The following is a 13,393-nucleotide window of genomic DNA, read 5'->3' on the forward strand; positions in this document are numbered from 1 at the left end:
CTATTTTGGCGTGTCTTTCTCCGCTTTCGATACCTTCAAATTAAATTCTCTTTCCTGCTCCTCAATAATCGCTCGATCCTCTGCATTATCTCTCACCACTTTTTGCGTCAAAATCGATCCAACTGCTACCAGAAGCATGCACGCGATATAATACCCCTTTTCGTGCAGCTGAAGACCTGATGCATTGTATAAGCCGATGGAAAATAGCAGCACACCTGCGCCCAATGTAAAGTACGCCAAGAAAGTGAAGGCTCCCGTGTTGCGCATCCGATGCTTTTGTGGATACATAGTAACACCCCTCACATTATGTTCATGTGGCTCATGCAAACAAAGACAAATATAAGTCAACCGGACGATTTCTCGCCCGGTTGCTTTTATGGATTACTTCACAGCCTCTTTCTTGCCAAAGAAAGTACGCAACGCCTTGTATACCTCGCCCTTTTCCCGAATGACACAATGCATGAATTTCGGCTCTTTGATGTGGCGATACGCTGACATAAGGGTGCTGTGCCTATTATACTGATTGACCTCACCATAGCCGAACATATTGCATCTCTCCATGAGCTCTTTCACCAGCTTTACGCAACGCTCATTGTCAGATGTGAGATTGTCGCCATCGGAAAAATGGAACGGGTAAATATTGTACTGCGAAGTTGGGTAGCGGCTATCGATGATCTCCAACGCTTTTTTGTAAGCAGAGGAGCAGATCGTCCCCCCGCTTTCCCCTTTCGAGAAAAAGGTATCCTCCGTTACCTCCTTCGCATCCGTATGATGGGCAATGAAGACGATCTCGACTTTTTCGTACTTGGTACGCAGAAAACGTACCATCCAGAAGAAAAAGCTGCGGGCGATATACTTTTCAAACACACCCATCGATCCAGATGTATCCATCATCGCAATAATGACAGCATTGGAATGAGGCTTGATGATCTCTTCCCACGTCTTGAAGCGCAGGTCATCTTCGGTGATCCCCAGCTCCATATCACTGTAGCCTGCCAGCGCATTTCGGCGGATGGCCGCGATCAGCGTGCGTTTTTTGTCAATGTTGCCCATCAGGCCTTTTTTCCTGACATCATTGAACCGAGTCTCTTCCACGACGATTTGTTCCTCGTCTTTTTGTTGAAGGTTCGGCAGCTCCAGCTCGGCGAAAAGCATCTCCTGCAATTCTTCTACGCTGATTTCAGCCTCGTAGTAGTCTACACCTGGCTGATCACCCGCTCCCTGACCTTTTCCTGGCCCTTGCGCCGGATCGCCGTCACGGGCTACGACATCGCCTACTTTACTGTTTCCTTTACCTTGACCGCCATGTTTTCCCTTTTGGAAGTTAAAACGCAATCGGTATTCATCCAGGGAGCGAATAGGGATCTTAATGACTTCCCGACCATTCGACATGATGATGTTTTCTTCGCTGACGAGATCGGGCAGATTTTTTTTGATCGCTTCTTTCACTTTTTCCTGGTGTCGATTTTGGTCCTGGTACCCTTTGCGGTGCAGCGACCAGTCTTCCCGGGAGACAATGAACGATGATTCATCTTTCATGCCGTCTCCTCCTAGCAACTGGCGCAATCTGCGCCGAATATGACGTGCCCCTTATGTCGCCAACGTTCTGTCATCTGTTCAACAGGCTTCCCACGTAGCGCAGCAGTTCATTTGCGCAAACCGGGCAATATTGATGCTCTTCGATAAGACGCTTGGTAACCTCATTAATTTTCTTGAGCTGATGCTCATCCGGTGTTTTATTCGAGGTCGTAATCTTGACGACATCCTTCAGATCAGCAAACAGCTTCTTCTCGATAGCTTCCCGCAGACGGTCATGCGTGCTGTAGTCAAAACGCTTCCCTTTACGCGCGTAGGCCGAGATACGGATGAGAATTTCTTCACGGAAGGCCCGCTTGGCATTTTCCGAGATGCCGATTTGCTCCTCGATGGAACGCATCAGGCGCTCATCTGGATCCATCTCCTCACCTGTAACGGGGTCACGGATCTTGTTCATGTTGCAATAAGCTTCCACATTATCCAAATAGTTATCCATGAGCGTTTTTGCCGATTCTTCGTAGCTGTAGACAAACGCCTTCTGCACCTCTTTTTTCGCCAGCTCGTCGTATTCCTTGCGCGCGATAGAGATAAAGTTCATATATCTCTCCCGCTGCTCCTTGGTGATGGACGGATGCTGGTCAAAGCCTTCTTTTAGCGCCCGAAGAATATCAAGCGCATTGATGCACTCCGTGTCGCGGCGGATCAGTGCACTGGAGATACGGTTGATGACATACCGCGGATCAATACCGGACATTCCTTCATCGGCATGCTCGTTACGCAGCTCTTCCAGATCGGCTCCCTTGAAGCCTTCCACCGATTCGCCATCATATAACCGCATCTTTTTCAGCAGATCGGCCCCTTGCTTTTTCGATTCCTTCAGGCGGGTCATAATGGAAAAGACTGCTGCTGACCGGAGCGCATGCGGTGCAATATGCACATGCCCCAAGTCGGATTGCTTGATTAATTTCGCGTATATTTTTTCTTCGTCACTGACACGCAGATTATACGGCATCGGCATGACGATAATCCGAGATTGCAATGCCTCATTTTTCTTATTTGAAATAAAAGCCTTGTACTCCGATTCGTTCGTATGCGCAACAATCAGCTCATCTGCAGAAATGAGGGCAAAACGACCTGCCTTGAAGTTTCCTTCCTGTGTCAGCGACAGGAGATGCCACAAAAATTTCTCGTCGCATTTCAACATTTCCTGAAACTCCATCAATCCACGATTGGCTTTGTTCAGCTCACCATCAAATCGATAAGCACGGGGGTCGGACTCAGAGCCGTACTTCGTAATCGTCGAGAAGTCGATGCTTCCCGTCAAATCGGCAATATCCTGTGACTTTGGATCGGAAGGGCTAAATGTACCGATCCCCACCCGATTGGCTTCGGAAAACAAAATCCGTCGAACAGGGAAATCCTCAATGCACCCTCCATATTCGGTCTCCAACCTCATCCGGTTATAGGGTGTCAGTTCTCCTTCAATCTTGATTCCCAGCTCTTCTTCTACCTCTGGACGCAGCTCGTGCGGGATGAGATGAAGTGGTTCTTCGTGCATGGGGCAGCCATCAAGTGCATAGATCGCTCCGGCTTCCGTCCGTGAATACTCTTCCAGTCCTCGCTTGAGCATCGTCACGAGCGTAGACTTACCGCCACTGACAGGTCCCATCAAGAGCAAGATGCGCTTACGGACATCCAGACGACGTGCAGCCGAGTGGAAATATTCCTCCACTAGGCGCTCTACTGAACGGTCCAATCCGAAAATTTCGCGACTAAAAAATTGATACGAACGTGAACCGTCCTCGTTCTCTTCAACCCCCGCACTTTTAATCATGTTGTAGACGCGTGAGTGCGCAGTCTGGGCAATTTGCGGATTTTTACGTACCAATTCCAAATATTCGGCGAATGTTCCTCTCCACATCAAGTTTTCTTCGCGGGCCCGGTGCTCAGCGATCCGTTTTAAAATGTCCATGTTCGACACTCCTCCCTCTTAAGCCCCTCTCTCTTCCCAACGACAATGTACTCTCATGTATATGTCCGCCTGCGGTCACGCATTCACGTGCAAGCCGTTTTCTCCGGTTGCCAACAGGCTCTTACAGCCTTTACATATGTGTATGCGCGACATCAACACAAGTTTCAGCAATCTTCCCATAAAAATTAAGGCAGACTGCTTTCTTATGGCTTGGAAGATTACGGAATTGTAAGGTTTAACAAGCGTAGCTGTAATCTGATTCGATGGTTTGTAATCCCTACTCCCCTGTAAAATACAATCATAAGCAACATACACGGAAAGCCAATACGGATTGGCTTAAAAATATCAGGAGGAACGAATATGGACATCCAAACAGAACGCATTCAAGTGAAAAAAGGACTTTATTTGACCGGCATCGCAACCTTGGTGATTCTTTCGGTATTTATTTACCAAGCAGTGACAGGAATGGAACTTGATACAGGAGAAATACTGAGTGTGCCCATTGCGATTAGTGCCTTCTTGAAACTCGTGAATGATCATCGAAAATTGTCACTTACGTAAGGGCGCAACAGCTTTAATTCGTTTGCAAAGTGGGCAGGCTACGCTATAATGGGAGTAGTTTGTTTACGAAAGGAGCTGTCAAACGTGGGTACATTTATCGTGGCATTGGTCTTCGGAGCTTTTCTGTTTTTCATTCTGACAGCTGGCTACAACGAGGACAAAACCTGGAACATGTAAGAATCATCCAGGGAAAAAAGCAGGCCGCCTACTGTGGCAACCTGCTTTTTTTGTTTTCTTGTTATTTCTTATTCTCTTTCTTTTCTGCTTTCTTCGCTTCGATTTCTGCCTTGATTTCTTTTGTGCTCTTGCCTGCTGTGTCAACGCCCCACTTGGCAGCCTTTTCTTTCAGATTTGCGAGCTGTTCTTGCTTCTTCACTTGTTTTGCTGCCTTTTTCTCAGCATTTTCTGCTTTTTTTGCTACTTTTGCTTCTTTTATAGCCGCTTTTACTTCTTTCGCTGTTTTACCTGCTGTGTCAACGCCCAGCTTTACAGCCTTATCGTTTAGCTTGGCGAGTCGTTCTTGCTTCTTCACTTCTTTTGCCGCTTTTTTTGCTGCTTTTTTCTCAGCGTTTTCTGCCTTCTTTGCTGCTTTTGCTTCTTGAATCGCAGCTTTTACTTCCTTATTTGTTTGATCCGTGGTTTCGACGCCCCACTTGACAGCCTTCGCGTTCAGCTTTGCTCTGTTTTCTTCCTTTTTCTCCGCTTTCGAGTGCGTAACTGTAGAATCCGCTGCTGTATCCGCCGCAGCCACAACAGAGATACCACTAAACAGCAAGGTAGCCATTACTAGAGACGAAACAAGTTTTTTCATGCAAGATTTCCTCCTTTATGATGTAAAACGTAGTCGTACACACCTAGCCTACCTGATGATTTTGGGATAAGTATGTGAAAAAGCAGGCTTGGCCATTTTTTCAAACGGACAACCTGCTTCTCGCTTATACTTTCATAGTCATTTCTTAACCTGCAAACACACCGCTTTTTTCAGAAATCGCCGTAAACAGCTCTTCTAATGATCCCCGCTGATCAACCTGATACTGAGGCTCACCACGGTCTTCCATCCAATTGGTTACCAGAAACGTTTTCATTCCCAGCTTGGATGCGACCATGTCCTCCTGCATGTGATTCCCGACCATGATACAGTCTGTCGGCTCAACCCCAAGCTTTTGGCAAATCTCCTTGTAATAACCATGATTCGGCTTCGTGAAATGCGATTCCTCGTAGACAGTGACCAGCTCGAAATCATCCGGGGACATCCCGATCCAAGCGAGGCGATGGTGAATCGCATCCCGCGGGAAAACCGGATTCGTCGCTACTGCAACCCGAAACCCTTGCTCTTTGGCGGCAGCAACAATCTGCTTTGCCCATGGCGAAGGATATGTCAGGTGAGAAAGTGTCGGAAACACATCCCGATAAAACGAATCAAACAGTGGCCATATTTCCTCCCGATCCCACTCACTATGTTCCGTAAAATGTTCGATAAAAACTTGCTCATTCGTCTTGTCAGGCTCTTGGTTCATGATCATTGCTTTGGTCGCATCCCAAACCAGCGCCAACAGCTTTTCGGTATCGTACTTATCTCCGACATGACGACCTACTTCAACCAAGTAACTTTTGACAAAGGGTTCTGTCTGCATCTCTAATAACGTACCGTCCAAATCAAACAGGATGGTATTCACAGTCATAATGGATCTCTCCCTCCCAAATGCCTTACGATAACGCTGGAAAACCTAACTGGCGAAGTCCCTCAAACAAGACAATAGCTGCACAATTGGACAGGTTCACAGAACGGGTCGCACCACTCATCGGGATACGAATAGTCTGCTCCCGATATTTTTCTGTCAGCTCTTCCGGCAAACCCGTCGTCTCCTTGCCCAAGATAATGTAGTCGCCATCCCGAAAAGAAACGTCCGTATACAGCTTTTCCCCCCAGGTCTCCACAAAGTAAAAAGTACCTACACCTTCTCCTTGTGCCGCAGCAAAGTGCTCAAAGCTCTCATGATGGTGAACGTTAACCGCATGCCAATAATCGAGACCAGCCCGCTTCAGGTAACGATCGTCCGTTGAAAATCCGAGTGGGTGAATCAAATGCAGATGCGCTCCTGTCGCTGCACATGATCGGGCGATATTTCCCGTATTAGCAGGGATGAGCGGCTCATGCAAAACAATATGTAACGGCATATCTGAAAATCTCCTTGTAATTTGCGAACTTGGTACCTGTACACGACCTATTATACCACCGTGCCCAGCTTCTGTAACAAATGGAGTGCCTGCTGCATCTAATCAGAAAACTTTGGCTATCAAAGGAGTGATGATTAGATGGGGACACCCATTTCATTTTGGCGACGCCTTATCGCACATGTGAGCATCCTGAGTTTGATCCTGTTAGGTGCCAGTTGGATGTGGGTTGATTTTTCTTCGTTTCCCGTCCTAGAAACATGGAGCATGCTTCTCGGCTATCTCTCATTTATTTTGATTGGCTGCACCTTATTGATTGGCCCACTCCAGTCCTTGCTCCCTGCTGGCTGGTTGACTATCAGCTCGTCCATCCGTCGAGATATCGGGATATGGGCTGGGCTAACTGGACTTCTGCACGTCATTCTTGTGCTCGTCCTTTTTGAAAATGAGCCTCGCCTAATGATCATTCAAGAAAACCGTTCCGAAAAGGCTGATGGCTGGCTGGGTCTGTTCTTTTTCGCTTCCTCTGATCCAACCATGTGGCCATCTCCCAACTGGACCCTTACAGGCGTTGCGAACTACCTTGGGTTGCTTGCCTTTTTCATTCTACTAGCCCTGTTGCTGACATCTTCTGCACGCGCAGAAAAATGGCTGGGTGGCTCCAGTTGGAAAAGGCTTCATCTCGCCAATCCATGGCTTTTTGTCATCGTCTTGTTCCATGGCTTGATTTACACCCAATCCATCAAAGGAGAACCGCATACCTTTTCAGACATGCTCGTTTTCGCAGCAATGATTTGGGTGATTCGCAGCATCTCTTTTATGCGAAGAGCTCTTTATCGCAAGCGGTAATTAGACTCCTCTTATATGAAAGAAGGCATAGCGCATTTTGGGCGTATAGGCTGTGGAATCCTCATATGCCCAATAACGCATGCTGCTATCTGTCGTATGGGCATTCACTAGCGGCATTTGATTCGCGTCTTTTGCGACCACAATCGTATTGTGCTGAAAACGCCCATCCCCGTTAAAATCATAACAAATGATATCACCTGGTACCAATTCCGCCGCGGAGCTTTTCGTAACCGCCCGCATAGGTGGTCCGCCCGATTTCAAGAGTAAATACAAGCTATGGGCCACCGTCCAGCTATAGCTCCAAGAGGCGCCTTTTCCCGTACGAATCCACCAGCCCTTGCCCATCTCTTTCGACATCAGCATAGGGATTCCACCAGCATGTAAACATTGCGAGATAAAATTCGTGCAGTCATCCGTAAAACGAGGATATATCGGATTGGTCGTATTCCAGTAACGTTCCGCATACGCGACTGCATTTGCAGCGTTGTAGCCTCCCGCTCCATGCACAACCAGCATAGGTTGGTCAATGGCATCCTCGACGCCTGACACAACGATGACAGGCTCCTCCTCTTCCTCGTCCACCAATTTTTGATCACCATTCGACTCCCTTGCCCCGATGATCGACCACTTTTCATTCGTTTTGAGCAACTGGAGCTGGAACAGCCTTTTGTTTACCTCTGTATACTTGGTTTGCTTGATCCCCAGCGTTTTATTTTCTTGCCATTGAACCGTTATTTCCATGGTGGCATCAGTGTCTACCCAGTACATAGGCGTTACTTGTCCCTGGACAGCCAATAATTTAGCTCCCCGCTCCTCAGCTCTCCGCTTCTCCCGTTTCAGTCGATCCCATTCTTCCTGCACACCTGCCTCTCCTGCGCAATAAAAAGGCAGCAGCCGCTCATACTTTCCGTCCATAGATGACTGGTGAACTGCTTGAAAGTATTGCTGAACAAATTCACGCCACTCCACTTTCCCCTCCTCCTTTCCGCCTCCAGACTGCGACAAAGCCCATGAACTGTTCATCTCAATGAAGAATATGTCGCTCGTGGAGCATTCAGAAGAAAAAGAAAAGCTGTCCGAGCAAGCAGACAGCTTATTAGGAAGAAGCGTGAGCAAAAAGTGGTCCTTCTTCTAGTGACAGCAAATATTCTTTAATGGATAAGCCACCGCCGTACCCGACCAAGGCACCATTCGAGCCAATGACGCGATGGCACGGTATAATGACAGGAATCGGATTGCGATTGTTCGCACCGCCAATGGCCCGAACAGCTTTCGCCGCTCCAATCGCCAAGGCAATATCTTTGTAAGAACGAGTTTCTCCATAGGGAATGTTCGATAGCTCATTCCATACAGCCTTTTGAAAGGGAGTTCCGTACAATACGGTTCGAACATCAAACGACTTACGCTTGCCTGCAAAATACTCTTCTAGCTGTATTTTTGCAGACTCATTGATCGCATCGTTACGCGTTGGGGTAATCCCTAAGAACGTTTTTTTGCACCAGCGCACAAGCGGCGCCAATCCGTCTTGTTCATTGGCAAACTGAATGTAGCACAGCCCTTCTTCTGTTGAAGCCAAGAGCAATGGTCCAATCGGTGAATCCATCATGGTATAGCCTAATTCCTTTGCCATTTAACGTCCTCCCTCTCTTGTTCAAACTAACCCTGTGCACGAATCATGCTCATGCCTTTTTCTATCTCTTCCACCACTTCTGGTGACGCCTCTTTTGCTTTTGCGGTAATGAGTGCTTCTTGTGCCTGCTCTCCCCCGATTTTTCCAAGCGCCCATGCAGCAGTTCCCCGGATGACTGGACGAGGGTCTTCGAACAATAGACGCTCCAAATGAGGAATAGCTGTCCGATCCTTGAAATGTGCAAGCGCTAGTATTGCATTACGTTGAATAGGTTTTTTGCCTCTCCAAGATGAAGAGGATAGTCCAAACTTCTCCTTGAACTCCTTATTGCTCATCTGAAGCAGAGGAATCAACAAAGGCTTGGCAATCTCCGGGTCAGGCTGAAATTCAGCATGATGGTCGTTGTCAATGCGCCGATTCTTAGGACATACCGTCTGACAAGTGTCGCAACCGTACAGCCGATTCCCGATTTTTCCGCGGAATTCATCTGGAATAAAGTCTTTCACCTGTGTCAAATAAGCTACACATCGCTGTGCGTCAAGCTGCCCCCCCTGAATCAAGGCTCCGGTCGGACAAGCGTCTACACATATATTGCAGTCGCCACAGCCTTCTTCGATTGGTTGGTCGCTTGGCAACGGAAGATTCGTTACCAGCTCCCCCAAGTACACCCATGATCCGAACTCCGGCGTAATGATGGCGCAGTTTTTACCTACAAACCCAATCCCGGCCCGCTCGGCTACCGCACGATCGGACAATGCTCCCGTGTCTACCATGGATTCGATCCGAGCCCCTGGCTCGAGCTCCATAATGAATCGCGTCAGCTTGTCCAGCTTGTCGCGCAGAACGTGATGATAATCGGTTCCCCATGCTGCACGGCATAAGATTCCCCGATACGCACCAGGCTCTGACTTTGGTGGATTTTTGAGCTTGGATGGATAGGCCAGTGCTATCGAAATCAGCGAACGTGCCCCGTCCAACAACAGTTCCGGATTCGTCCTCTTTTCTAAATCAGACTCTTCAAATCCAGATTCATAACCCTTTTCCCGATGTACAAGAAGTCGTTCTTTTAAGGTCGTAAATGGATCGGCACTGGCAAACCCGATCTTATCGATTCCGATTTCCTTGGCATAGTCAATGATGGACTGCTTTGTCTGCTCCCAGTACAGCAAGTCGTTCACAGTTGTTTAATCGCTCCTGTCGCCAATTCGTCGCAGCGGTTGTTCCATTTGTTGTCGGCGTGTCCTTTGACTTTTACATACTCTACCTTGTGGGTGTCCATCAATTGCAACAGTTCTTTCCATAAGTCCTGATTTTCCACCTGCTGGCCTTTGCTGTTTTTCCAGCCGTTTTTCAGCCAGCCTTTATACCAGCCTTGCTTGAAACAGTTGACTAAGTATGCACTATCACTGTACAGCGTCACCTTACAAGGCTCCTTCAATGTAGAGAGCGCCTTGATGGCCGCCAACAGCTCCATTCTGTTATTCGTTGTATGTGGTTCGGCACCGGACATTTCCTTGATGTGTTGGCCATACATCAGTACAGCTCCCCAACCACCTGGTCCTGGATTGCCGGAACATGCTCCGTCTGTATAAATATCAACCTCACGCAATGTCATCGTCAGGGGTTCCCTCCTCTGTTCTCTTCTATTGTATCGAAGCTTAGTCGCTTCCACAAAATTTTTTTGTTATACTACCAAAAATAGAATTAATAAGGAGTGTCTATTGATGAAAGTTCAGCTAGATTCTTCCGTGTCCGAGCGTTTGCCGCAATTTTCTCTCGGCATTTTACAATACAGCAACGCTTCCGTCAGTGACTCCCCCAAAATGCTGCAGGGACGTATCAATTATTATGTGGAGAGCTTGCGGCTCGATCATGACACCGCAAAGCTGACAGAAATCGAAGGCGTCCGCGAGTGGAGAGCTTGCTTTAAGCAAGTTGGCATTGATCCGTCTAGGTACCGCCCTTCCTCCGAAGCATTGCTGCGTCGACTGCTGCAGGGAAATCCTTTTTTCTGGATTAATAGCGCTGTTGATGTTAATAATTTTTTCTCTGTTTTGCACGCACTTCCTTTTGGGATTTATGACGTTAATCATCTAACGGGTGATATCACTTGTCGTCTTGGCCACGCCGATGATGTCTATGAAGGATTAAATGGACGAGAAGTCAACATGGAAGGGAAATTGCTGCTCGCTGATGGTAACGGCGCATTTGGGAGTCCCATTGTCGACTCCAAGCGCTCATGCGTAACGGAACAAAGCAGCCCGCTCCTCCAAGTCATCTTTTTCCATGAAAAAATGGAACAATCTAAAAAAGAAGAAATTGTAGGTTCAGTTGGTCGCATGTTTACGGAAATCAACGGCGGCGAGCTGACTCACTCCTCTATTGTTACTGCCTAAGAAAAAAGACGGCCCGTCATGCAGCCTGGCCGTCTTTTTTTACGCTATCTTCTTCCTTTTTTCTAAAAACGATATGTTCGAGGACCAGACACACAATAACTCCGAGCAATAAGCCATTGCCGAACAAGAAGCTTGCTAATGCCGGGAGTTTCTGCCAAGCTACAGCCGGTACGAACATGACTCCGATCCCGACCAATAGCGAGCTACCCCCAACAATAATCGTACGTTCGTCCATCTTCACATTCACGTAATCCTTCAACCCGAAGCCCAGCAGTTGCGTATAGGAAATGAACATCGCCGCATATGCCACTGGAGTAGGCAAAGCCGCCAAAAAATGGGCAACAGTGGGAATCAGCCCAATCAGCATCATCCCTAGCATTGCTATCACAAATGGCAGGCGCGAAGCCATTTTTGTGGTTTGAATAACCGCTGCGGCCAAGGAAAGTGGAATCATACCTACCACACCGCTCAAGCCTGACAGGAAATGAGATACCCCTGTAAAAATACCACCGCGATTGTACTGCTTTTCAGTAGGCAGTGTATCTGTCGCTTTTCCCATGACCGCCAAACTCGTCATGAGGTTTGTCAACAGAACGAATCCTGTCAGCATACTCGTTAATACAACGCCCCAATCCCAACGTGGAGGTCCCCAAAAGAAAATAGAAGGCCATGAAAGCAATTGTTCAGTAGGTCGAACTGGTTCTGTCCATCCAAGAAGCGCGTACACGATCCAGCCTCCAACCATGCCAAACAAAACGGCAAAACTGGAGAATCGCTTCGTCCGCATAATGAAGACAACAAGAGCTACAATCCCTATGGACACAAGTGCTACTCCCGGCTGTACCTCTTTTGAATGCTGAAAACCAATACCAAGCATGCCCGTGAGAATGTTACTACACAAAGAAACAGCAAGCAAAATCATATACGTACCTGAAACCAACGGCGTAAACCACTTCTGTAATTTGCCAATCCAGCCTAATAAGCCAAAAATGAAAAAGAGTAGACCAGCTAATATCATACCTACTTGAAAGGATTGACCAATTTCTTGTGGATGAAGACCCATGCTCGTTCCGAGCTGAGCCAAAATGATAAAGATCCCCCACCATAGTCCAGCCGGACCTTCAATCATCGGATAGCGGTGTCCAATCCATACTTGCAGTAGTGACGCGAGTCCGATGTAAAACATGGTCTGCTGCATCAGCTTTCCAATTTCATCAGCCTGCAAGCCGTACATATCTCCAATCATTAATGGTACCGCCACACTGCTGGAAACAGTTACGATCATCCATTGTAATACGGATAGCGTCGTAATCCCCATTGGCGGCTTGTCTTGTAGCTTATAAAACACCTCAACCACCTCGACCTGTTACTTACACAAGTTGTCTATTTCCCCTCTACACTATGCTCATATCAAAGCAGAAAAAAACCCCAATCATCAAGAAATCTTGACATTCAGGGTTAGCTTGTAAATGTATGGTGCCGGTGAAGGGACTTGAACCCCCACGGTTTCCCTCACGATTTTGAGTCGCGCGCGTCTGCCATTCCGCCACACCGGCAAATATTTTGGAGGAGGCACCCGGATTTGAACCGGGGGTGAGGGTTTTGCAGACCCGTGCCTTACCACTTGGCTATGCCTCCATGATATAAGGTAAAACAATTTGAGAAATGGAGCGGACGAAGGGTCTCGAACCCTCGACCTTCGCCTTGGCAAGGCGACGCTCTACCAATTGAGCTACGTCCGCATTTTAATGGCTGGGGTACTAGGATTTGAACCTAGGAATGACGGAGTCAAAGTCCGTTGCCTTACCGCTTGGCTATACCCCAATAAGTAATCCCCAACTATGAATTTATGGGGCGATCGATGGGACTTGAACCCACGAGTGCCGGAGCCACAATCCGGTGCGTTAACCCCTTCGCCACGACCGCCATGATTACTACTATTTTCTTGAAAAATGGCAGGGGCAGTAGGAATCGAACCCACACCAAAGGTTTTGGAGACCTTCGTTCTACCGTTAAACTATGCCCCTATAAAGGTGGCTCGGGACGGAATCGAACCGCCGACACGAGGATTTTCAGTCCTCTGCTCTACCGACTGAGCTACCGAGCCTTATATCCATGCTTTACGCGCCAATTTCATTTGATTAGAAATGGCGGAGCTGACGGGACTCGAACCCGCGACCTCCGGTGTGACAGACCGGCGTGAACTCCAACTTCACCACAGCTCCATATTTGGTTGCACCCACTGGGTACTCCGATCCTACTTGATCAAGAAGA

At 47.8% G+C, this 13,393-nt stretch carries 14 protein-coding genes and 8 tRNA genes; 3 read left to right on the forward strand and 19 right to left on the reverse strand.

From position 1 onward, the window contains the following. From M3630_RS29425 to M3630_RS29435, 3 genes are all read right to left on the reverse strand, one after another. Positions 1–288, reverse strand: a complete 288-nt coding sequence (locus M3630_RS29425) for a YiaA/YiaB family inner membrane protein (protein WP_173609103.1) — start codon at positions 286–288, stop codon at positions 1–3. Between the two features lie 93 nt (positions 289–381). After that, on the reverse strand, positions 382–1,539 hold the full coding sequence (gene yhbH, locus M3630_RS29430) for a sporulation protein YhbH (RefSeq protein WP_039961230.1): 1,158 nt from the start codon (positions 1,537–1,539) through the stop codon (positions 382–384). A gap of 70 nt (positions 1,540–1,609) precedes the next feature. Beyond that, the gene (locus tag M3630_RS29435) at positions 1,610–3,508 is read right to left on the reverse strand and encodes a PrkA family serine protein kinase (protein WP_251254537.1); all 1,899 of its coding nucleotides are present in this window, start codon (positions 3,506–3,508) and stop codon (positions 1,610–1,612) included. A gap of 360 nt (positions 3,509–3,868) precedes the next feature. On the opposite strand from M3630_RS29435, the gene M3630_RS29440 reads away from it, so the two are divergent. Next, the gene (locus M3630_RS29440; protein ID WP_173609105.1) at positions 3,869–4,069 is read left to right on the forward strand and encodes a hypothetical protein; all 201 of its coding nucleotides are present in this window, start codon (positions 3,869–3,871) and stop codon (positions 4,067–4,069) included. A gap of 238 nt (positions 4,070–4,307) precedes the next feature. On the opposite strand, the gene M3630_RS29445 is transcribed toward M3630_RS29440, so the two are convergent. The 3 genes from M3630_RS29445 to trmL all read right to left on the reverse strand — a co-directional run bounded on the left by M3630_RS29445 (position 4,308) and on the right by trmL (position 6,247). Beyond that, positions 4,308–4,880 carry a hypothetical protein gene (locus tag M3630_RS29445; protein ID WP_251254538.1) on the reverse strand — a complete coding sequence of 191 codons (573 nt, stop codon included), beginning with the start codon at positions 4,878–4,880 and terminating at the stop codon, positions 4,308–4,310. A gap of 145 nt (positions 4,881–5,025) precedes the next feature. Continuing rightward, positions 5,026–5,751: an HAD family hydrolase gene (locus M3630_RS29450; protein ID WP_251254539.1), complete on the reverse strand. Its 726-nt coding sequence runs from the start codon at positions 5,749–5,751 to the stop codon at positions 5,026–5,028. Positions 5,752–5,776: 25 nt separating this feature from the next. Beyond that, positions 5,777–6,247 (reverse strand): tRNA (uridine(34)/cytosine(34)/5-carboxymethylaminomethyluridine(34)-2'-O)-methyltransferase TrmL, encoded by a 471-nt coding sequence (gene trmL, locus M3630_RS29455; protein ID WP_251254540.1) that lies wholly within the window; start codon positions 6,245–6,247, stop codon positions 5,777–5,779. A 138-nt stretch (positions 6,248–6,385) separates the two neighbouring features. On the opposite strand from trmL, the gene M3630_RS29460 reads away from it, so the two are divergent. Then, a complete protein-coding gene (locus M3630_RS29460) occupies positions 6,386–7,093 on the forward strand; it encodes a ferric reductase-like transmembrane domain-containing protein (protein ID WP_251254541.1) in 708 nt (235 codons plus the stop codon). On the opposite strand, the gene M3630_RS29465 is transcribed toward M3630_RS29460, so the two are convergent. The 4 genes from M3630_RS29465 to rnhA all read right to left on the reverse strand — a co-directional run bounded on the left by M3630_RS29465 (position 7,094) and on the right by rnhA (position 10,338). Further along, entirely contained in the window at positions 7,094–8,062 is a 969-nt protein-coding gene (locus M3630_RS29465; protein ID WP_251254542.1) for an amidase domain-containing protein, read from the reverse strand. It lies immediately after the preceding gene. 127 nt (positions 8,063–8,189) lie between these two features. Beyond that, positions 8,190–8,723: a methylated-DNA--[protein]-cysteine S-methyltransferase gene (locus M3630_RS29470; protein WP_251254543.1), complete on the reverse strand. Its 534-nt coding sequence runs from the start codon at positions 8,721–8,723 to the stop codon at positions 8,190–8,192. A 26-nt stretch (positions 8,724–8,749) separates the two neighbouring features. Beyond that, the gene (gene queG / locus M3630_RS29475; RefSeq protein WP_251254544.1) at positions 8,750–9,901 is read right to left on the reverse strand and encodes a tRNA epoxyqueuosine(34) reductase QueG; all 1,152 of its coding nucleotides are present in this window, start codon (positions 9,899–9,901) and stop codon (positions 8,750–8,752) included. Then, positions 9,898–10,338: a ribonuclease HI gene (gene rnhA / locus M3630_RS29480; RefSeq protein ID WP_251254545.1), complete on the reverse strand. Its 441-nt coding sequence runs from the start codon at positions 10,336–10,338 to the stop codon at positions 9,898–9,900. Before rnhA ends, queG begins: the two co-directional genes overlap by 4 nt. Positions 10,339–10,447: 109 nt before the next feature. Between rnhA and M3630_RS29485 the strand changes: the two genes are divergently transcribed. Beyond that, complete coding sequence (locus M3630_RS29485; RefSeq protein WP_251254546.1) at positions 10,448–11,119, forward strand: B3/B4 domain-containing protein; 672 nt, start codon at positions 10,448–10,450, stop codon at positions 11,117–11,119. A gap of 16 nt (positions 11,120–11,135) precedes the next feature. On the opposite strand, the gene M3630_RS29490 is transcribed toward M3630_RS29485, so the two are convergent. The 9 genes from M3630_RS29490 to M3630_RS29530 form a co-directional block, all read right to left on the reverse strand. Beyond that, positions 11,136–12,467, reverse strand: coding sequence for a purine/pyrimidine permease (locus tag M3630_RS29490; protein ID WP_251254547.1), 1,332 nt, complete (start codon positions 12,465–12,467; stop codon positions 11,136–11,138). 126 nt (positions 12,468–12,593) lie between these two features. Further along, positions 12,594–12,675: transfer RNA gene (locus M3630_RS29495), tRNA-Leu, on the reverse strand. A gap of 8 nt (positions 12,676–12,683) precedes the next feature. After that, positions 12,684–12,757, reverse strand: a tRNA-Cys gene (locus M3630_RS29500). Between the two features lie 28 nt (positions 12,758–12,785). Then, positions 12,786–12,861 (reverse strand) — tRNA-Gly (locus M3630_RS29505). A 7-nt stretch (positions 12,862–12,868) separates the two neighbouring features. Beyond that, positions 12,869–12,943: transfer RNA gene (locus M3630_RS29510), tRNA-Gln, on the reverse strand. Positions 12,944–12,969: 26 nt separating this feature from the next. After that, positions 12,970–13,045 (reverse strand) — tRNA-His (locus M3630_RS29515). Between the two features lie 27 nt (positions 13,046–13,072). Continuing rightward, positions 13,073–13,146: transfer RNA gene (locus M3630_RS29520), tRNA-Trp, on the reverse strand. Between the two features lie 7 nt (positions 13,147–13,153). Next, positions 13,154–13,226, reverse strand: a tRNA-Phe gene (locus M3630_RS29525). A gap of 41 nt (positions 13,227–13,267) precedes the next feature. After that, positions 13,268–13,344 (reverse strand) — tRNA-Asp (locus tag M3630_RS29530). Positions 13,345–13,393 lie beyond the last annotated feature (49 nt).

Source organism: Brevibacillus sp. MER 51, from assembly GCF_023714195.1.
In the GTDB taxonomy this organism is placed as follows: Bacteria; Bacillota; Bacilli; order Brevibacillales; family Brevibacillaceae; genus Brevibacillus.

What these genes read in the sequence shown, in the direction of transcription:
- M3630_RS29470 (WP_251254543.1), bottom strand. Translation starts at nt 8,723, where the DNA reads ATGGCAAAGGAATTAGGCTATACCATGATGGATTCACCGATTGGACCA.
- M3630_RS29450 (WP_251254539.1), bottom strand. Translation starts at nt 5,751, where the DNA reads ATGACTGTGAATACCATCCTGTTTGATTTGGACGGTACGTTATTAGAG.
- trmL (WP_251254540.1), bottom strand. Translation starts at nt 6,247, where the DNA reads ATGCCGTTACATATTGTTTTGCATGAGCCGCTCATCCCTGCTAATACG.
- M3630_RS29435 (WP_251254537.1), bottom strand. Translation starts at nt 3,508, where the DNA reads ATGGACATTTTAAAACGGATCGCTGAGCACCGGGCCCGCGAAGAAAAC.
- M3630_RS29440 (WP_173609105.1), top strand. Translation starts at nt 3,869, where the DNA reads ATGGACATCCAAACAGAACGCATTCAAGTGAAAAAAGGACTTTATTTG.
- M3630_RS29485 (WP_251254546.1), top strand. Translation starts at nt 10,448, where the DNA reads ATGAAAGTTCAGCTAGATTCTTCCGTGTCCGAGCGTTTGCCGCAATTT.
- M3630_RS29445 (WP_251254538.1), bottom strand. Translation starts at nt 4,880, where the DNA reads ATGAAAAAACTTGTTTCGTCTCTAGTAATGGCTACCTTGCTGTTTAGT.
- M3630_RS29460 (WP_251254541.1), top strand. Translation starts at nt 6,386, where the DNA reads ATGGGGACACCCATTTCATTTTGGCGACGCCTTATCGCACATGTGAGC.
- yhbH (WP_039961230.1), bottom strand. Translation starts at nt 1,539, where the DNA reads ATGAAAGATGAATCATCGTTCATTGTCTCCCGGGAAGACTGGTCGCTG.
- M3630_RS29425 (WP_173609103.1), bottom strand. Translation starts at nt 288, where the DNA reads ATGTATCCACAAAAGCATCGGATGCGCAACACGGGAGCCTTCACTTTC.
- rnhA (WP_251254545.1), bottom strand. Translation starts at nt 10,338, where the DNA reads ATGACATTGCGTGAGGTTGATATTTATACAGACGGAGCATGTTCCGGC.